Genomic DNA, 19396 nt, shown 5'->3' with positions numbered 1-19396 from the left:
CGTCTTCCGCTCCGTTGGCCCCCCGGGAGCGGTGTCGGCATCTTTCGATTGCGTAAGCCGGATATTCCTTTTTCTTCCGCACAGATGCGCCGCGTGTCAATATCCCGGACCGCCGGAAAAGCTAAACCACCCGAAGAAATGCAGTCATTCCAGTCTTTTGATGCTCGATGATGTGGCAATGGATCACCCAGTCCCCGAGATTGTCCGCCACCAGCCCCAGTTCCGCGATCTCGTCAGGCTGAATGAGATAGGTGTCGGTGAAGATCGGCCGCACCGCGCCTTGCGATGACGAGAGCACCTTGAAGCTCATGCCATGCAGGTGGATAGGATGCGCATGCGGTGTCCGGTTGGCGAGCCTGAGAATATAGCTCTTGCCATGTTTCAGCTCTGCCAGCGGCGCCATCGGGTCGGCAGTGTCGCCGCTCCACGGCGTCTTGTTGATCGCCCAGAAATTATAGCCGAGCGAGCCGCAGAAGCCTTCCTTCGGCGGGGCACCTTCCGCCGTTGCCGAAAGTTCAAGCGGGACGACCTCTGCATCCTTGAGCACCGGCTCGCTCACCGGATTGGCCGGCAGCGCCTTTACATCGCGCAGGTCCCTCTTCAGCGATGCGCCCACGGCTCGGAAGCGCGCCAGCGGGTAGGCGGGAGAGGTGCGGTAATTCGTCAGCGTGGCAATGGCGCCTTCCGTTTCCGGCATGCGCAACGCCAGTTCGATCCGTTGGCCGGGGCCCGCCTGATAGCGGTCGAGCGGGAAGGGCTCGGCGACAGGATTGCCGTCCAGCGCGATCACCACCGCCTCGGCCCCGTCTGCGCCAAATGAATAGATGCGCGTCACATCCGTAATCACCATCCGCACCCGGACGATCCCGCCGGCCGGCGCGTCGTAGATCGGGTTTTCCTGCCAGTTCGCGGTCTTGTAGGTCCCGTAGGTGCCGGATTTGGCCGCATCGCGCGGCTTGAAAGGATCGATGAACTGCCCGTCATTGCCCAGCCGCCAGTCGCGCAGGTTCAACACGACCTCGTGGTCGAAGGCCGGATCGTCGGGGTTCTCGACAATCAGCAGGCCGGTCATACCGCGTCCCATCTGCACCAGCGTATTGCAATGCGGATGATACCAGAAGGTGCCCGCATCCGGGGGCGTGAAGGCGTAGTCAAACGAGTCGCCGGTGTAGATATAGGGCTGGGTCAGGAAGGGCACGCCGTCCATCTTGTTGTCGATCCGAAGCCCATGCCAGTGAATTGTCGTTGGCTCCTTCAACTGGTTGACGAGTCGTGCGGCGAAGGGCTGGCCTTTCTCGAGGCGGAGCGTTGGGGGCTGAGGTCCCTCGTTCCACGTCATGATGCCTCTGGTGGGCTGATCGCCTTTCAGCGGCGCCTGCGTCTCGCCTGCCGTCAACGTAATCGGCGCAGCAGACGCCGCGCGGAGACCGCCCGCAATGGCCAGTCCCGCGCCATAGGCGCCGGCAACGGCTCCGGCTTTCAAAAGGGTGCGGCGGCTCAACAGGACCATGGGAGAACTCCGTGCGCGCATCGTCGCGAGATCGGTATCGATGCCGCAAAGCACGATGCGAAGGCTTGCAATGCCGGTTTTCTAGGCCGCATATAACTTGACTGCAACTGTCATTTTATGGCGCTGCAGTACCATTTTGCCGCAGCCGAAAAGGCCTCGGCCTTGACAAATCGGGTGGCCCGTGCGTTTGTCCGCGCAATTTCGAACTGCAGGCGGTCGAACCGTATCAAGCGATACATCAAGCGCTCCCGACCCGCCCCAATTCCAGGATCAGACGCATGACCATGCACCGTTACCGTAGCCACACCTGTGCAGCCCTCCGCAAGTCGGATGTCGGCTCCAATGTTCGCATCTCGGGCTGGGTGCATCGCGTGCGAGATCATGGCGGTGTTCTCTTCATCGACCTGCGCGACCATTACGGCATGACCCAGGTCGTGGCCGACCCGGACAGCCCGGCCTTCAAGATGGCCGAAACCGTGCGCGGCGAGTGGGTGATCCGCATCGACGGCAAGGTCAAGGCGCGTTCGGAAGACACCGTCAACAAGGGGATGGCTACCGGCGAGATCGAGCTTTACGCCACCGAAATCGAAGTGCTCTCGACCGCCAAGGAACTGCCGCTGCCGGTCTTCGGCGAGCCGGACTATCCGGAAGACGTCCGCCTCAAGTACCGCTTCCTTGATCTCCGCCGCGAGACGCTGCACAAGAACATCGTCAAGCGCACGCAGGTCATCACCGAGATGCGCAACCAGATGTCGGCTGCCGGCTTTGGCGAATACACGACGCCGATCCTGACGGCCTCGTCGCCGGAAGGCGCGCGCGACTTCCTCGTGCCGAGCCGCATCCATCCCGGCAAGTTCTTCGCCCTGCCGCAGGCCCCGCAGCAGTACAAGCAGCTCCTCATGGTGGCCGGCTTCGACCGCTACTTCCAGATCGCGCCCTGTTTCCGCGATGAAGACCCGCGCGCCGACCGTCTTCCGGGCGAGTTCTACCAGCTCGACGTCGAGATGAGCTTCGTGACCCAGGAAGACATCTGGTCGACGATGCAGCCGATCATGACGTCGGTGTTCGAGAAGTTTGCCGAAGGCAAGCCGGTCACCAAGGACTGGCCGCGCATTCCCTATGACGTGTCGATCCGCAAGTATGGCACCGACAAGCCGGACCTCAGAAACCCGATCGAGATGCAGGCTGTCACAGACCATTTCGCCGGTTCCGGTTTCAAGGTCTTTGCGAACATGATCGCCTCCAACCCGAAGGTTGAAGTCTGGGCGATTCCGGCCAAGACCGGCGGCTCGAGAGCCTTCTGCGACCGCATGAACGCCTGGGCGCAGTCGCTCGGCCAGCCGGGCCTCGGCTATATCTTCTGGCGCAAGGAAAACGACGTTCTGGAAGGCGCAGGTCCGCTTGCCAAGAACATCGGGCCCGAGCGCACCGCAGCCATCGCCGAACAGCTCGGCCTTGGCGATGGCGACGCCTGCTTCTTCGTCGCCGGCGAGCCGGAAAAGTTCTACAAGTTCGCAGGCGAAGCCCGCACCCGCGCCGGCGAGGAACTGAACCTCGTCGACCGCGACCGGTTTGAGCTCTGCTGGATCGTCGACTTCCCGTTCTACGAATATAACGAGGAAGACAAGAAGGTCGACTTCTCGCACAACCCCTTCTCAATGCCGCAGGGTGGTCTGGACGCGCTTGAGAACCAGGATCCGCTGACCATCAAGGCCTACCAGTACGATGCCGTCTGCAACGGCTTCGAAATCGCTTCCGGCTCGATCCGTAACCAGTCGCCGGAGACGATGGTCAAGGCCTTCGAAATCGCCGGTCTGTCGAAGGAAGACGTGGAAGAACGCTTCGGTGGCATGTATCGCGCCTTCCAGTACGGCGCGCCTCCGCATGGCGGCTGCGCATTCGGCATCGACCGTGTGATCATGCTGCTCGTCGGCGCGAAGAACCTGCGCGAAATCACGCTCTTCCCGATGAACCAGCAGGCACAGGACCTGTTGATGAACGCGCCGGCTCCGGCCTCGCCGAAGCAACTCATGGAGCTGGAACTTCGCGTCATGCCGAAGAAGAAGGAAGCGTAAGGGCCAACCCTGCGTTTTCTCACGGATAAAAGGAAACCGCCCGGAAATCGCTTTCCGGGCGGCTTTCGTTTGGTCTGCCGTCACGTCAGGCAGCGCGTCTAGCCGTTGGTCGCGCGATCCCCCCGTCCGAGATGATGAACTGGTTGACCACGCCTTCCAGTGTCTGGACCTCTTCGCTGAGCCCCCGGCAGGCAACGCTGGTTTCCTCGGCCATGGCCGCGTTCTTCTGGGTCACGTGGTCCATCTCGCTGATCGAGGCGTTGATGCCTCCGATCGCGCTCGCCTGCTCGGTCGATGCTGTTACGATCTCGTCGATGATCTGGTTGACCTTGCGGATCTGGCTTTCGATTTCGGTCAGCGCGTGCCCGGTCTTGTTGACGAGATCCACACCGCTGTTCACCTGCGTGGCCGATGCGTCGATCAGCGCCTTGATCTCTTTCGCCGCGGAGGCAGAACGGCCGGCCAGCTCGCGCACCTCCTGTGCGACGACGGCAAAGCCCTTGCCGGCTTCTCCTGCACGAGCTGCTTCGACGCCCGCATTCAGCGCCAGGAGGTTGGTCTGGAAGGCGATCTCGTCGATCACGCTAATGATCTTGCCGATCTCACCCGAGGATGAGGTGATGCGTTGCATGGCTGCAATTGCGTCATTGACGACCGTCGCCGATTTCTCTGCTCCGACGCGGGTGATTTCCATGACGCGCGCGGCCTCGCGGGCGCGTTCGGAGGAATTGCGCACGGTGGTGGTGATTTCCTCGATCGCAGCGGCTGCTTCCTCGATTGTGGCTGCCTGCTGCTCGGTCCGGCGGGCGAGGTCGAGCGTGGCTGCGGTGATCTCATGCGAGCCGCTGCGCACGATCGTCGCGCCATGCTGCACGGTGGCAAACGACTTGGCCAGGTGGCTCACGCTGCCATTGAAACGCTCGCGCAGCGCCTCATAGGCCGGGTCGAAAGGTTGGTCGATCGTCGCGGCGAGATTGCCGGCGGAAAGCTTGTCGAGGCCTTCGCTGAGGCGGGCAATGACCTCCCGGCGGCGCGCGTCCTCTGCCGCAGTTGCAGCAAGCCGCTGGCGTTCGTCTTCGTTCTCCCGGGCGCGCCGGGCTTCGTCCGCCTTGCGAGCGGCCTGGCGATCCAGAACCGCGTGACGGAAGACATCGACGGCACGGGACATATTACCAATCTCGTCCTTTCGGCCGGCATAAGGTACGTCCTTGGAGTAGTCTCCGCTGGCGAGGCTTTCCATATAGGCCGCCATGCCGGAAAGCGGCACGATGGCCCTGCGGCGGAAGATGGAGAGCCCGGCCCAGAAGAGCAGCATGGAAATGGTCGCCGCCGCAAGCGCGACCCATGTCAGGAGCGCCGAGAGGGCATTCGCCTCTTCCGTTGCGCTCTTCAAATAGTCGTTGGCGTTGGCGATCAGCGCATTCGCCGCCTTGTCATGAACCCAGAATGCCTCCTTGAGGGCATCCATGGCGGCCATCTGGACTTCCGGGTCCTTGCTGGCATAGGCGGGAACGACCTTTTCATCGACGGCTTTCCAGAAAGCCTCCGCAGTCGGGATGACCTCGCTCGCCAGCTCCTTCTTGAGACTTTCCTTCAGGTCCGAAGCTGCCCAATAGTCTTTCCGGTCAAGGAAGTCCTTCTCCAGCTTCTTGAGCCGCGCCGGCGCCTGAACACGCAATTCATCATGATACATCGCTTCCGTTGCAATGGCGTAGGCGTTGATCTCGTAAAGCGGTGGCGGCAGCACATCGGCAACAAGATTGTTGCCGTTTTCCAGCTGGTGGAACTCCGGACCGCCGATCTTCAGTTCATAGATCGTGTAGGTCTGGATGGCGGTTGCTGCAACCAGCCCGACCGCAACGGTTGCACCGAAAATATTCAAGAGACGTGATATTGTAACCCGCATGACCGCTTTGCCTCCCAACCGGAAAAGTGGATATTTCACTGCCGGTACATACGGCCGCGAAGATAAATCACGCGAGTTTATGTAAGAGCCGGTTTAAATTTGGGTAAACAAAACCTCAATTTTTCCGGGTAATTTCTTGTAAGCCGTCACGAAGTTCGAAAATTATAAAATTGATATATATCAAAAGTGGAAAGTGCCGGCGCGGCAATTTTCGACTGTGGGCGGAAGGCGTCCGCCCACAGTCGGCGCAAGTCTATTCCGATGCCTTCAGCCGCCCAAAATGCTGCGCCTGCTGGCGCTCCAGCATCCAGCCGGGATATTCCGGGGGAAGGGCGCTGACCGCATCGAGCGTTGTCATTTCTTCCTCCGTGAGTTGAATACCCGTCGCGGCGAGGTTGTCGTCCAGTTGCTCGACCGTTTTTGCACCGATGATGACCGACATGACAAATCGCTTGTTGAGCACATAGGCAAGAGCGATGCGGGCCACCGAAACGCCCCGTGCATCCGCAATCGCGCGCATCGCGTCAATGCTGTCGAAGGCGCGATCCTTGTTGATCGGCGGAAAGTCGAAGGTCACGCGGCGCCCATCGTTAGGGCCGGCGCCTTCGCGGCTGTACTTGCCGGACAGGAAGCCGCCCGCAAGCGGGCTCCAGACCATCAGCCCCATCTTCTCCTCTGCCAGCAGCGGCGCAATTTCGCGCTCCAGATCGCGGCCTGCAATCGTGTAATAGGCCTGCAGCGTCACCGGCTTGTCGAAGCCTCGGGCGTCGGCAATGCCACGCGCCTTGGCGATGCGCCAGGCCTGCCAGTTGGAAACGCCCCAGTAGCGGATATGGCCCTGCCGGACGAGGTCTTCCATGGCGCGCACGGTTTCCTCAAGCGGCGTGACCGGGTCGGTGCCGTGAATCTGGTACAGGTCGATATAGTCGGTGCCGAGCCGTTTCAGGCTTGCCTTTACGCCGTCCATGATATGGCCGCGCGACGTACCGATATCGTTGCGACCGGGACCCACGGAGCCGTAGACCTTCGTTGCAAGAACGATGTCCGAGCGCGCGCGGCCGGAATTCTTCATGGCCTGTCCGGTAATCTCCTCCGAAAGCCCTTCGGAATAGACGTCTGCCGTGTCGATGAAATTAACGCCGGCGTCGAGCGAGCGGGCGACGAGACGGTCGGCGACCGACTGGTCAAGCGTGCCTATGGCCGTCCAGTATCCCTTGCCGCCGAAAGTCATGGTGCCGAGGCAGATTTCGGAGACGACGAGGCCGGTATTTCCCAATGTCTTGTAGCGCATGGAAAAGGTCCTTGAATCTTTGTCTGAGGAGTTCATCCGCGTCGGGATGAGAGAGGCCGGTAGAGGGCATGCATGGCCGACCACATTCGACTTGGGTATTGCTTCTACACGTTTCAATATCGGATCGTCAGTACGCCAAACAAAAAGGGCCGGCGATCGCTCGCCAGCCCCGTATTCAGGATCGCCAGGCCGCTGCTTACTGGTTGGCGTTGACCGAAACGCCGAGAACCTGCGGAAGCGTCTGCGGTGCGCCCATGGCAGCGCCCATGATCATCGGCGCAGCAACCGGAGCTGCCGGGGCGGCCTTGATCTCGATGTTCTTCGGGTTGTCGAGGAACTTCGTGACGGCTGCGGACACCTGGTTCTGCAATTCAGGCACGTTCAGCTGCGCCATCATGAGCGGCGCCATGCCCTTGAGCGACTGGGCGAACTGGTCGCCGGTCATGTTCTGCTCCTTGCCGAAATAGTCGAGCAGGCGCTTGGTGATCGAGGCATCGTCGAAACGGATCGAGGCGCCGTTGAAGCTCAACTGTTGCAGCAGGCCCATCATGGTCATGCCGAGGGCCGCATCGCCAGCCTTCTTGTCCGGATTGGCAGCCGCCGCCACTGTCGCATCCTGCATCGCCTTGATCAGCTGCGGCGTATAGCCCGACATGCTCAGCGTCAGGTTGAGCTTGCCGAGATCGCGTGCGTCGATCGAGAATTCGGTCAGATCGATCTTGCCGGTGGCCGATGCCCACGAGCCCTTCGTTGCGATATTGCCGTTGAAATTGGTCAGGCCAAGCTTGTTGATCGTTTCCTGGGCCTTGGGGTCCTTGACGTCGGACAGATCGGCCCAGATGCCAGAAATCGACGTGTCGGAGGTCAGCGAGGAGCTGTCATCGGCGACTTCGACATTGCTTTCGATCTTTTCGACCTGGAAGACACGCTTGCCGTCCTGTTCGAAGGTGATGTTGCCGGTATGGGCGCTCTGGAACAGGATCATCCCGTCGAGGCTCGCCGTCGATGGCGTTCCGGGAATGCTCAGGCCGTCGATCTGCAGGTCCTTGGCCGTCAGGTGGCCGCCGTCCTTGCTCATGTCGACATTCTGGAAGCTGACATTGCCGGCATAATAGCCGCCGTCATCCGCTTCCTCGACATCGCTGAAGGTCACGTCGCCGAGCGGCAGGTCGGGCGACTTGTCAGCCGTCTCGACCTTGAGCTTCACACCCTTCGCGGTCACGGTCGTGTCCGAGGTCGTGACGGAATCGTAGGTGATTTTGGTGCCGTAGGAGGCATAGGCAGCGCTGAGCTTTTTCAGCATGTCGTCGCCGTCGAGCGCGTGGGCCTGGCTGGCGAGGAGGGCTGCCGCAGTGCCCGCCAAAAATACTTGAGTAAGCTTGTAGTGTTTCATGGAAATCCTGTCCCCAGGTTTGGCGATCTGCCGCGGGTGAAATTGACGCACGGACGACAGCTTATATTCGCTCGTCCGCGCACCTCCAACAAAAATCAGCGTTAACGTTCAGGACATCTCTGGGTCTACTTAACGGCAGTTTCCGTCCGCAAATGCAAAGTGCCCGACGGCAATGGTGCGCGGCCCGGAAAACACCATGCTGAAAGAAAGTCATCAGTCGGTTCGAGCTGGTCTTCAACCGGCACGTTGGCATTGCCCGCTCCCGGACGTGTGCCTTCATCCATGATTGGAGTGTGCGGCCCGAGCCTTCATCCACAGGCGTTTCAGCCGCTTTTGTTGCCGGGAATCGCCTGAACCGCTAAGTCAAGCCCATGGGACAAAGCATTCTTCCGCCCGATGGCGGCGACGACAAGATTCAACCGGTCGACCTCAAGGCAGCGCTTGAAGAGCGCTACCTGGCTTACGCACTGTCGACCATCATGCACCGAGCGCTGCCGGATGTGCGCGACGGCCTGAAACCTGTGCATCGGCGCATCGTGCATGCCATGCGCGTGCTGCGCCTCGATCCCGGCCAGGGCTACAAGAAATGCGCCCGCATCGTCGGCGATGTGATGGGTAAGTTCCACCCGCATGGCGACGCTTCGATCTACGATGCGCTGGTGCGCCTCAGCCAGGACTTCGCCATCCGCTATCCGCTGGTCGACGGGCAGGGCAATTTCGGCAATATCGACGGCGATAGCCCGGCGGCCATGCGCTACACCGAAGCGCGCATGACGGATGTGGCGACGTTGCTGCTCGAAGGCATCGATCAGGATGCAGTCGACTTCCGCCCGACCTATAACGAGGAAGACGAGGAACCGATTGTCCTGCCGGGCGCGTTTCCGAACCTGCTCGCGAATGGCTCTTCGGGCATCGCCGTCGGTATGGCGACTTCGATCCCGCCGCATAACGCTCACGAGCTTTGCGATGCGGCGCTGCATCTGATCAAGCATCCTGACGCGCCGGTCGAAAAGCTCGTTGAATTCGTCATCGGCCCCGATTTCCCGACCGGCGGCATCATCATCGACGATCGAGCCACCATCCTGGAGGCCTACAAGACCGGCCGCGGCGGCTTCCGTGTCCGCGCCAAGTGGGAGCAGGAAGATCTCGGCCGCGGCGGCTACCAGATCGTCATCACCGAGATACCCTATCTCGTGCAGAAGTCGCGCCTCGTCGAAAAGATCGCCGAGCTGCTGATTGCCCGCAAGCTGCCGCTTCTGGAAGATGTACGCGACGAGTCGGCCGAAGACATCCGCCTCGTCCTCGTACCGAAGAGCCGCACGGTTGATCCCACAATCCTGATGGAATCGCTCTTCAAGCTGACCGAGCTTGAAAGCCGCATCTCGCTCAACATGAACGTCTTGAGCATGGGCAAGGTGCCGCGCGTCATGGCGCTGAACGAGGTGCTGCGCGAATGGCTCGACCATCGCCGCGAAGTCCTTCTGCGCCGCTCGCGCTTCCGCCTTGCCGCCATCGACCGCCGCCTCGAAATTCTCGGCGGCTATCTCATCGCCTATCTGAATATCGATGAGGTCATCCGCATCATCCGCGAGGAGGATGAGCCGAAGCAGGTCATGATGGCGCGCTTCAGCCTCACCGACCTGCAGGCCGAATCGATCCTCAACATGCGCCTCCGCTCGCTGCGCAAGCTCGAGGAATTCGAGATCAAGACCGAGTATGACGGTCTGACGGCGGAGAAGGCCTCCATTGAAGCGCTGCTCGCCTCTGACGAAAAGCAGTGGCAGACGGTTTCCTGGGAAATCGGCGAGGTCAAGAAGACCTTCGCCAAGGCAACCGAGATTGGCCGTCGCCGCACGCAGTTCGCCGAAGCGCCGGAAACCGACGATCAGGCGATCCAGCATGCCATGATCGAAAAGGAACCGGTCACCGTCGTCATCTCCGAAAAGGGCTGGATCCGCGCGCTCAAGGGGCACATGTCCGACGTGTCGGGCCTGACCTTCAAGGAAGGTGATGCGCTGAAGATCGCTTTCCCGGCGCAAACGACCGATCGTCTCCTGTTGCTGACGACCGGCGGCAAGGCCTATACGCTCGGCGCCGACAAGCTGCCGGGCGGACGCGGCCATGGCGAGCCGTTGCGCATCATCATCGACATGGAAAACGATCAGGACGTGCTCACCGCCTTCGTCCATGATCCGTCGCGTAAGCTGCTTCTCTCGTCGCAGGCCGGCAACGGCTTTGTGATCGCGGAGACGGAGCTGGTTGCCAATACCCGCAAGGGCAAGCAGATCATGAACGTGTCGATGCCGGACGAGGCCAAGCTCGTCGTGCCGGTGGAGGGCGACCATGTGGCCATCGTCGGCGACAATCGCAAGCTGCTCGTCTTCCCGCTCAACCAGATCCCGGAAATGACGCGCGGCAAGGGTGTGCGCCTGCAGCGCTACAAGGACGGCGGCGTCTCCGACATCCGCTGCTTCGCGCTGGAAACGGGGCTGACCTGGGACGATAGCGCCGGCCGCAACTTCACCCGGACGAAGGAAGAGTTGGTCGAATGGCTCGGTGAGCGCGCTTCCGCCGGCCGCCCGGTCCCGCGCGGCTTCCCGCGCTCGGGCAAGTTCTCGGGCTAAGTCGGAAGGGGCAGGGCGCTATTTCAACGGGACGCAGAAGTCCCTGAAAAACCGCGTGGCCCCTTCCTCGTCGATCTCGCCGGCGGCGACGGAGAGGACGAATTCTATGACAACTGACTGTTCAGCTTCGAGGGCGTACCCGCTAATCCATAGGAACGTGTAAGCTGCGAGGAAACCGGTGCGCTTGTTGCCATCGGAAAACGGATGGTTTCGCGTCAGTCCATAGAGATAGGCGGCGGCGAGTACGAAGACATCGTCCTCCCCGTAGGCCGCCTTGTTCAGCGGCCTGGCGAGTGCGGCTTCCAGTGCATTTTCGTCCTTGAGCCCCGGCAGGCCACCATGCTCCAGAAGCTGCTCTTGGTGCATGATTTCAATGGCCTCGCGGGAGAGCCATTTGAACTTGGTCACTTGGCAAGCTCACGCAGTGCGACGCGATACTTGTCCATCCCGATGCGGGCAGCCTTCAGCTGCTCGGCAAGGTCTGCCTGTTCGGGGCGCAGCTCGATCCCGCCATTCGACTCTGCAATCTCCAGCGTATCCCCGGCCTTCAGCCCAAGTCGAGTCAACACTTCTTTCGGAATGATGATGCCTTCGGAATTGCCGATCTTGCGGATGGTGACGTTCATGACGCAGGCCTTTGTTGATGTTGCAACGGAGTTATAACATCAAAGCGCCCGTGTTTCAATCACACGTCTTCCTCGTAGAGCGAGGGGTCGAAACGGGTCCAGCCCGCAGGCAACAGGTGTTCCTGCGGCTGGAAGCGGACCTTGTAGGTCATCTTTTTGGAGCCGCGCACCCAATAGCCGAGATAGACATGCGGCAGGCCGCGCTGCTTGGCGGTGCGGATATGATCGAGGATCATGTAGGTGCCGAAGGAGCGTTTCTCGAGTTCGGGATCGTAGAAGGAGTAGACCATCGACGTCCCGTCGGTCATCACATCCGTCAGCGCCACGCCGAGAAGCTGTCCCTGCTTCCCGATCCCCGACCCCTCGACCCGCTCGCGATATTCGATGACGCGCGTGTTCACATGCGTATCCTCGACCATCATCGCATAATCGAGAACCGTCATTTCCGACATGCCGCCCTGCTGATGGCGATGGTCGAGATAGCGGCGGAAGAGGGTGAATTGTTCCGAAGAGGGTTCCGCCTCAAGCTCGGTCGCAATCACGTCGTCATTTGTTGCCAGCACCCGGCGCATCGACTTCGTCGGCTCGAACTCGTTCACGAGAATGCGGACGGAGATACAGGCCTGACAACGTTCGCACGCGGGCCGATACGCGATGTTCTGCGAGCGGCGGAATCCGCCCTGGGTCAGAAGATCGTTAATTTCCGGCGCCTTGGGACCGATCAGGTGGGTGAACACCTTTCGCTCCATATGCCCCGGCAGATAGGGACACCTGGCGGGAGCCGTCAGATAGAATTGCGGAGATATCCCGACCTGCGTGTTCATTCTGCCGCTTCGTCAACCTTTCCGGCCTGAGCCGACGCACAATCACAATAGCATGGCGCAAGATTGGAAAAGGTCAACCCTGAAGGCGATAGACCGGCTTGCCCGATACCCAGGTTTCAACAACCCGGCCGGAGAAACGGGCGTTCTCGAAGGGCGTGTTCTTCGAGCGCGACAGCAGACCTTCCGCCTTGGCAATCCACGGCATGTCGAGATCGGCAACGGCGATATCCGCAGCGCTGCCGGGCTTCAGGGAGCCTGCAGGCAGGCCGAAAATGGATGCCGGCCGCGTCGAAAGCGCATCGACAAGGCGCGACAGCGTAACGCGCTCCGCATGAAGGAGCCTGAGCGCCGCTGCAAACAGCGTCTCCAGTCCCACCGCCCCATCGGCGGCGTCGGCAAAGGGAACGCGCTTCGTGTCCACATCCTGCGGATCGTGCGAGGAGACGATGACGTCGATATCGCCGGCGGCCAGCGCTTCGACCATGGCCATGCGGTCGTCTTCCGTGCGCAGCGGCGGCGAGAGCTTGAAGAAGGTGCGGTACTCGCCGATGTCGTTCTCGTTCAGCGTCAGATGGTTGATCGACACGGCTGAAGTCACCTTGACGCCCCGCTTGCGCGCCAGCTTGATCGCCTCGACCGATTCCGGCACAGAGATCTTCGCGGCGTGATAATTCGCGCCCGTCAGGCCGGCGATGCGCAGATCTCGTTCCAGCGGAATGATCTCCGCCTCGCGCGGGCTGCCGGACAGGCCGAGCCAGCTCGCGAACAGGCCCTCGTTCATCACGCCATTGACGCCGAGATACGGATCGCGCGGCTCCAGCGCGACGACCGCGCCGAAATGCTTCGCATAGGTCATGGCGCGGCGCAGAACCTGGCTGTCCGGGATCGCGTGGCCGCCCTGTGTCAGAGCAACCGCACCGGCTTTCTTGAGCAGGCCAAATTCCGTCATCTCCTCGCCGGCGAGGCCCTTGGTGAGCGCCGCTGCCGGATAGACATGGATGGAAGACTTGTCGCGCGCCGTCTTCTTGACGAATTCGACAAGCGCTATGTCGTCGATCACCGGATCGGTATCCGGCATGGTGACGATGGATGTGATGCCGCCAGCCGCCGCCGCACGGCTAGCCGACTTGATCGTTTCGCGATGCTCGCCGCCCGGTTCGCCGATGAAGACGCGCGTGTCGACAAGGCCCGGCATGGCGGTAAGCCCGCCCATGTCGCGAACCTCCGCGCCGGCGGGCAGGGACTTCGCAGCGGCTGCGCCGATCGCGGCAATCTTGCCATCCTCAATGACGATCGCGCCAGTCTCGTCCATGTCCTGCGACGGATCGACGATGCGGAGATTGGTGAGGACTGTGATGGTCATGTGCGCGGCCCCTGGTTCTGCGAAACGAGAAGGGCTTCCATCACCGCCATGCGCACGGCGACTCCCATTTCCACCTGCTGACCGATCACGCTCTGTGGCCCGTCGGCAATGTCGGAGGCAATCTCGACGCCCCGGTTCATCGGTCCCGGATGCATCACAAGCGCGTCTTCCTTCGCCGCCTTCAGCTTTTCGGCATCCAGCCCGTAGAAGCGGTAGTATTCGCGCACCGACGGCACGAAGGAGCCGGACATGCGCTCGCGTTGAAGCCTCAGCATCATCACGACATCGGCACCCTTCAGCCCTTCCTCCATGTCGTGGAAGACCTCGACGCTCATGTCGGCAATGCCGGAAGGCAGGAGCGTCGGCGGCGCGACGACCCGCACCCGCGCGCCCATGGCGTTCAGCAGGATGATGTTCGAGCGCGCCACGCGCGAATGCAGCACGTCGCCGCAGATCGCGACCGTGATGCCCGAGAGCCTGCCCTTGGCGCGGCGGATCGTCAGGGCGTCGAGCAGCGCCTGGGTGGGATGCTCATGCTGCCCGTCGCCGGCATTGATGACCGAGCAGGAGACTTTCTGCGAGAGGAGGGCGGCAGCGCCGGCCGAGGAGTGGCGGATGACCAGCACGTCGGGATGCATCGCATTCAGCGTCATCGCCGTGTCGATCAGCGTTTCGCCCTTCTTCACGGACGAATTGGCGACCGACATGTTCATCACATCTGCGCCGAGCCGCTTGCCGGCCAGTTCAAACGAGGATTGCGTGCGCGTCGAGGCCTCGAAGAAGAGGTTGATCTGGGTGAGCCCGCGTAGTGTGGATGTCTTCTTCTCCCGCTGCCGGCTGATCTTGACGGCCTCGTCCGCCTTATCGAGCAGAAACTCGATATCCGGTGGCTGAAGCCCCTTGATCCCGAGGAGATGGCGATGCGGAAAGAAGTCCATGGGGCCGCCCCTTATGCTCAACTTGGGGGCTCTATACTGAGTGTGGCTTTACCCGGCAAGCGGCCTGTGAGAAGGATGGTCACAAGGGGCCTCTCATCCCCATGCTTTTTTGAACGAATCCGGATAGAACGCGGCCATGACCGACAAGACAGAAGACGAAATCTTCGCGAGCCTGAACCAGCCGCCGCTCTGGTCCGGCATCAATGCCTATCGCTCCGACCCGCTTCTGGTGGATCTGACCTCCGCCTTGCCGCGTTCGGTGCGCGATGAACTCGACAGTATCGGCCGCTACGCGACACTGGCCGAAAGCCAGGAATTTGCCCGCATGGCCAATGAAGGCGCGCCGAAGCTGCGCACCCATGGCCCCCGTGGCGAACGCCTCGATGTGGTCGATTTTCACCCTGCCTATCACGCGCTGATGCGCCGCTCCATGGCAAGCGGCTTGCACAGCTCGGTTTGGGATCAGACCCTGGAGGAGAAAGGCAAGGCGCATTCCGCCCGCGCCGTGCGCTTCTTCCTGACGGCACAGCTCGAAAGCGGCCATCTTTGCCCCCTGACCATGACCAATGCCTCGCTTGCCGCCATTTCGGCCTCGCCGATCCTGCAGAAGGATTGGGCGCCGCGCATCCTGTCGCGCAAATACGATAGCTCCAACCGCCCCGCCGGTCAGAAGACCGCCGTGACGCTCGGCATGGGCATGACGGAAAAGCAGGGCGGCACGGATGTCCGATCCAACCGCTCGGCCGCCGAAAAGGTCTCCGACGGCATCTACCGCCTGACCGGCCACAAGTTCTTCATGTCCGCCCCGATGAGCGATGCCTTCATCATGCTGGCGAACACGGAAGAGGGCATGGGCTGCTTCCTGGTGCCGCGTCTTCTGGAAGACGGCGCCGCCAACGGCCTGCGCTTCCAGCGCCTGAAGGACAAGATCGGCAACCGCTCAAACGCCTCCTCCGAGGTCGAATTCTCCGGCACCTACGGCTATCTGCTCGGCGACCCCGATGCCGGCATCCGCACCATTCTGGACATGGTGACGCTGACGCGTCTGGATTGCGCCGTGGGCTCCGCCGGGATGATGCGCGCCAGCCTCGCCGAGGCAGTACATCATACCCGTGGCCGTTACGCCTTCGGCAAGACGCTGATCGACCAGCCGCTGATGACCCGCGTTCTCGCCGATATGGCGCTCGATGTCGCCGCCGCCACCGGCCTCGTATTCCGGCTTGCCTCCTCCTTCGACAAGGCGGGTGAGAGCCCCGAAGAGGCAGCCTTCGCCCGCGTCATGACCCCGGTCGTCAAATACTGGGTCTGCAAGATCGCGCCGTCGCTGATCTATGAGGCGATGGAATGCATCGGCGGCAGCGGCTACATCGAAGAACGCCCCATCGCTCGCCACTACCGCGAGGCCCCGGTTAACGCGATCTGGGAAGGCTCCGGCAATGTCATGGCGCTCGACGTTCTGCGCGTGTTGCGCAAGGGCAAGGACCTGTTCGAAGCCGTCTTCGCCATGATCGCCCGCGATCTCGGCCCCTCGGGCCCGAAGACCGTTGACGTTCTGCGCGCCGCCGCCTCGCTCTGCGAACGCGACGAAAGTGCCGCCCGCCTCTTTGTCGAGCAACTCGCCATGGCCGCCGCCGCCGCCGAGCTTCGCCGCATCGGGGCAGGGCGCATTGCCGACGCCTATGCCGAAAGCCGCCTCGCCACCGGCTGGCGCTACACCTACGGCATGCTCGACATGCGGTTCGATGCGCGGTTTATCGTGGAACTGCTTTATCCGGCAGCTGAGTGAGAAGCGCGCGACATTCCTGTGCAAACCCACCCGCCTCCATTGCGGGCGACAGCCTGCAGGCCTAATCACCATCGGGTGACTTTGCCGAAAGACTGCCAAAAGACTGGTTGCACCCATGAACGCCATGACAGCCGAAGCCGTTGAAACGCCTGCCGCACCTGAAAAGGAATTGCCGGTGCGCGATCGCGTGCAGACACAAGGCCGCATCTTTCAGGCGGGCAGGGCGCTTCTGGCCGAGGGCGGGTTTCAGGCCTTTGGGGTCAATGCGGTCGCCCGCAAGGCCGGCTGCGACAAGCAGCTGATCTACCGCTATTTCGGCGGGCTGGATGGTCTGGTCGATGCGATCGGCGAAGATCTCGCCGGCTGGGTCATGAAGCATGTGCCGGAAGATCAGGGCGGGCGCTTTCTGCTCACCTATGGCGATCTCATGGAGCGGCTGGCCGAACTTTATGCGGATGCGCTGCGCGCCGATCCTCTGATACGGCGCATTCTCGTCTGGGAGCTTTCCGAAAGCTCGCCGCATATCGCCCGCATGGCAGACGCCCGCGCCAAGGGTATCGCGCAATGGATCGAGCGTATGCGGGGATCGCTGACGCCGCCCAAGGGCGCCGATACGGTGGCGCTGAATGCGGTCGTCATCGCCGCCGTCCAGCAGCTCGTTCTGGCGGCTGAAACCTCCGGCAGCTTTGCCGGTCTGCCGCTGAAGTCGCAGAAGGATTGGGCGAGAGCCGTGTCCGCCGTCGCCCGCATGGCCCGCGCAGCCTACGCTTGAACCGGTTTTCCGCCGGTCTCCCTGAAAATCAAAGACTGCAGCGCACTATCCACACACCATCCACAGCCCGCCGCCGCGCCATTAACCTTAACAACTGGTTTACGTTGCGCCATTGCGCGTTAACTGGAATGGTTGCCCAATGGTTAATTTCAGCCGGGCTCGGAGCATGATGCTGCGAGGGCTGTTGCGTGAACCCGTTCTGTTCTGTGGGGCAGGCGGGAGGGTGTGTGATGCGTATGAACACCGGGCGGAGCAGGGTGGTGGCGATGGCGTGCCTTTCGGCGTTCTTTGCCGTGCTGGCAGTCAGCCTCGTCGTTCCCTTCGTGGTGGTCGCCGTCATGGGGCTGGTGGATCGGCTTCTGATGCACGTCTGGTACGGTGTCGTGCCCGATCTGCTGCCGAAACTGTTAGCCCGATGGATGCCGCAGCCGATTTCGGCTGAGGAGACAGCCGTATGAAATGGTTCCTTGTCTTCTGGCTCGGACCGATTGTCTTTCTCGGCGGCTGGTATGGCCTGTCCTACTACGACATGAATTTCGGCTTCTTCATGCTCACGCGTCAGGCGCATGAACTCGTGCTGAAGATGTATGCCGAAACGCTGGGCATCGATCCGCAATCGGTCGCGCCTCTGGTCGCGAAGGCGATCGGCACGGACAGTCTCTTCGTGATAGCCATTCTTCTGTTCCGCCGCCGCAAGAAGATTGCGGCTCGCTGGAAGGCGCGCCGCGCTCAGTCTTCGCCGGAGGCAGCCCTTCGCAGCGACGACAATCTGTCCAACGCGCCCTGGAGAATGAAGGACGCGGCGGCCGAATCGATCCGCTCCGCCCGCTTGGCTCTCGACACATCCATTTCCAGCAATGCCCGTTCGGCCGCGACCGTCGAAAGCCGCTCGTCCCAGTAAATAAAGGGCAGGGCTGTCTTTGCTTCCATGTTGCGTACGAAGGCGCGTGTCGCCTGAACGCGCGGGCCCGCACTGCCATCCATGTTCATCGGCAGGCCGATGACGAAGGCCGCCACCTTTTCCTTTTCCGCGAAAGTCAGCAGCGCCTCCGCATCCGGCCCGAATTTGACGCGCTTGATCACCGGACGCGGCGTCGCAAAGCGCAGGCCGATATCAGACAGCGAAAGCCCGATCGTCTTCGTGCCGAGATCGAGCCCTGCAATGGGCTGACCTGCGGGCAGGGCTCCGGCGAAATCTTCAAGTGTGAGGATCGTCATGGAATGCGGCGGCTCTTGGCGTTCGAGTGCAAATCATTCACTCTCCATAACAGAGGGAACCGTTCTTGCCAAAACCAGCCTGTCGCGAAGGGGTGACTTGGCTTATAAAGCCCCGCACATCCTCCGGAATTCAGCATGCTCGCCATCTTCTCCATCACGCTGCCGATCTTCGTTCTGATTGGAACGGGCGTCATTGCCGGCCGGTTCCTGAGCCTTGAGCGCAAGGATCTGCGCGGGCTTTCGCACTTCGTCTGGTATTTTGCGCTTCCCGCGCTTATCCTGCGCGCCTTCGTGCTGCACCCGATCAGCGACTTCCTGCATCTCGATTATCTGCTGCTCTATCTGACCGCCTCGTTGCTGACCTTCGGCATGACGCTCTCCGTGGCGCGTTTTACGCGCGGCAAGTCGCTGACCGAGAGCGCCTTGATGGCGCTCGGCTCGGCGAGCGGCAACAGTGGCTTCGTAGGGTTTCCCGTCGCCTCGCTAGTGGTCGGCCCGCTGGCCCCGATCGGCCTGGCGCTCAATATGATCGTGGAGAATCTTGTCATCCTGCCAACGGGCATGGTGCTTGCTGAGGATGGCCAACGCGGCGGTGCGGGCGCGCTGAAAGCGCTCCGCGGATCGCTGATGTCCCTCGTCCGCAATCCGCTGATCATCTCGCTCGTCATCGGCGCGGCGATCTCGGCATCCGGGATCGATTTCAAGAGCATGGCGCTTTTCCATGCCATCGACATGCTGGCCAATGCTTCCGGCGCGGTGGCGCTCTTCATTGTCGGTGCCACGCTGGTCTCGACGAAGGCGGGCGGCAGCCTCCTGCCGGATGCGACGCAGGTATCGGTGGGGAAGCTGGTCCTGCATCCCTTGAGCGTCCTTGCGGTCTCCTTCCTGATGCCGGGTCTCGATCCCGAAATGCGCAAGATGGCAATCGTCTATGCGGCGTCGCCGATGCTGACGGTCTATCCGATCATCGGCCAGCGCTTCGGCTACCAGGAAATGAGTTCGGCGGCGCTGCTTATGGCCACGACCGCCAGCTTCTTCACGATTTCAATCATGCTGGCGCTGGTCTGAGC

Annotated in this window: 16 protein-coding genes and 1 pseudogene; 7 read left to right on the top strand and 10 right to left on the bottom strand. The window is 61.7% G+C overall.

The window, feature by feature from the left end:
- Positions 1–121: 121 nt before the first annotated feature.
- Positions 122–1510 carry a multicopper oxidase family protein gene (locus ABID16_RS06840; RefSeq protein ID WP_354555543.1) on the bottom strand — a complete coding sequence of 463 codons (1389 nt, stop codon included), beginning with the start codon at positions 1508–1510 and terminating at the stop codon, positions 122–124.
- A 284-nt stretch (positions 1511–1794) separates the two neighbouring features.
- Between ABID16_RS06840 and aspS the strand changes: the two genes are divergently transcribed.
- Positions 1795–3585, top strand: a complete 1791-nt coding sequence (gene aspS, locus ABID16_RS06835) for an aspartate--tRNA ligase (protein WP_354555920.1) — start codon at positions 1795–1797, stop codon at positions 3583–3585.
- A gap of 85 nt (positions 3586–3670) precedes the next feature.
- Here the strand turns inward: aspS and ABID16_RS06830 are convergent, their stop codons facing one another.
- From ABID16_RS06830 to ABID16_RS06820, 3 genes are all read right to left on the bottom strand, one after another.
- The gene (locus tag ABID16_RS06830; RefSeq protein ID WP_354555542.1) at positions 3671–5491 is read right to left on the bottom strand and encodes a methyl-accepting chemotaxis protein; all 1821 of its coding nucleotides are present in this window, start codon (positions 5489–5491) and stop codon (positions 3671–3673) included.
- Positions 5492–5744: 253 nt separating this feature from the next.
- Positions 5745–6782 (bottom strand): aldo/keto reductase, encoded by a 1038-nt coding sequence (locus ABID16_RS06825; protein ID WP_354555541.1) that lies wholly within the window; start codon positions 6780–6782, stop codon positions 5745–5747.
- A gap of 196 nt (positions 6783–6978) precedes the next feature.
- Positions 6979–8175, bottom strand: a complete 1197-nt coding sequence (locus ABID16_RS06820; RefSeq protein WP_354555540.1) for a DUF945 family protein — start codon at positions 8173–8175, stop codon at positions 6979–6981.
- A gap of 371 nt (positions 8176–8546) precedes the next feature.
- On the opposite strand from ABID16_RS06820, the gene parC reads away from it, so the two are divergent.
- Positions 8547–10799, top strand: coding sequence for a DNA topoisomerase IV subunit A (gene parC, locus ABID16_RS06815; RefSeq protein WP_354555539.1), 2253 nt, complete (start codon positions 8547–8549; stop codon positions 10797–10799).
- Positions 10800–10817: 18 nt separating this feature from the next.
- Here the strand turns inward: parC and ABID16_RS06810 are convergent, their stop codons facing one another.
- The 5 genes from ABID16_RS06810 to ABID16_RS06790 all read right to left on the bottom strand — a co-directional run bounded on the left by ABID16_RS06810 (position 10818) and on the right by ABID16_RS06790 (position 14550).
- Positions 10818–11207: a type II toxin-antitoxin system death-on-curing family toxin gene (locus tag ABID16_RS06810; protein ID WP_354555538.1), complete on the bottom strand. Its 390-nt coding sequence runs from the start codon at positions 11205–11207 to the stop codon at positions 10818–10820.
- The gene (locus tag ABID16_RS06805) at positions 11204–11425 is read right to left on the bottom strand and encodes an AbrB/MazE/SpoVT family DNA-binding domain-containing protein (protein WP_354555537.1); all 222 of its coding nucleotides are present in this window, start codon (positions 11423–11425) and stop codon (positions 11204–11206) included. Before ABID16_RS06805 ends, ABID16_RS06810 begins: the two co-directional genes overlap by 4 nt.
- A gap of 59 nt (positions 11426–11484) precedes the next feature.
- Positions 11485–12249 (bottom strand): arginyltransferase, encoded by a 765-nt coding sequence (locus tag ABID16_RS06800; protein ID WP_354555536.1) that lies wholly within the window; start codon positions 12247–12249, stop codon positions 11485–11487.
- 73 nt (positions 12250–12322) lie between these two features.
- A complete protein-coding gene (locus tag ABID16_RS06795) occupies positions 12323–13612 on the bottom strand; it encodes a dihydroorotase (protein ID WP_354555535.1) in 1290 nt (429 codons plus the stop codon).
- Positions 13609–14550, bottom strand: a complete 942-nt coding sequence (locus ABID16_RS06790) for an aspartate carbamoyltransferase catalytic subunit (RefSeq protein ID WP_354555534.1) — start codon at positions 14548–14550, stop codon at positions 13609–13611. The genes ABID16_RS06795 and ABID16_RS06790 overlap by 4 nt, the downstream gene beginning before the upstream one ends.
- A gap of 136 nt (positions 14551–14686) precedes the next feature.
- Between ABID16_RS06790 and ABID16_RS06785 the strand changes: the two genes are divergently transcribed.
- The 4 genes and pseudogenes from ABID16_RS06785 to ABID16_RS06770 form a co-directional block, all read left to right on the top strand.
- The gene (locus ABID16_RS06785) at positions 14687–16336 is read left to right on the top strand and encodes an acyl-CoA dehydrogenase family protein (RefSeq protein WP_354555533.1); all 1650 of its coding nucleotides are present in this window, start codon (positions 14687–14689) and stop codon (positions 16334–16336) included.
- A 124-nt stretch (positions 16337–16460) separates the two neighbouring features.
- Positions 16461–17108: a TetR/AcrR family transcriptional regulator gene (locus tag ABID16_RS06780; protein ID WP_354555919.1), complete on the top strand. Its 648-nt coding sequence runs from the start codon at positions 16461–16463 to the stop codon at positions 17106–17108.
- 230 nt (positions 17109–17338) lie between these two features.
- The gene (locus ABID16_RS06775) at positions 17339–17566 is read left to right on the top strand and encodes a hypothetical protein (RefSeq protein WP_354555532.1); all 228 of its coding nucleotides are present in this window, start codon (positions 17339–17341) and stop codon (positions 17564–17566) included.
- A pseudogene (locus ABID16_RS06770) lies at positions 17563–17892 on the top strand (DUF6105 family protein); the annotation flags it as partial. The gene ABID16_RS06775 and the pseudogene ABID16_RS06770, both read left to right, overlap by 4 nt.
- Here ABID16_RS06770 and ruvX read toward each other — a convergent pair.
- On the bottom strand, positions 17838–18326 hold the full coding sequence (gene ruvX / locus ABID16_RS06765; RefSeq protein ID WP_354555531.1) for a Holliday junction resolvase RuvX: 489 nt from the start codon (positions 18324–18326) through the stop codon (positions 17838–17840). The pseudogene ABID16_RS06770 and the gene ruvX sit on opposite strands and share 55 nt — an antisense overlap.
- A gap of 135 nt (positions 18327–18461) precedes the next feature.
- Between ruvX and ABID16_RS06760 the strand changes: the two genes are divergently transcribed.
- On the top strand, positions 18462–19394 hold the full coding sequence (locus ABID16_RS06760) for an AEC family transporter (protein ID WP_354555530.1): 933 nt from the start codon (positions 18462–18464) through the stop codon (positions 19392–19394).
- Positions 19395–19396: the final 2 nt, after the last annotated feature.

The organism is Limnomicrobium aquaticum (genome assembly GCF_040545545.1).
In the GTDB taxonomy this organism is placed as follows: Bacteria; Pseudomonadota; Alphaproteobacteria; order Rhizobiales; family Rhizobiaceae; genus Ensifer_A; species Ensifer_A aquaticum.
The sequence above is the reverse complement of the archived record's forward strand: the minus strand, read 5'-3'. Positions and strand labels throughout refer to the sequence as shown.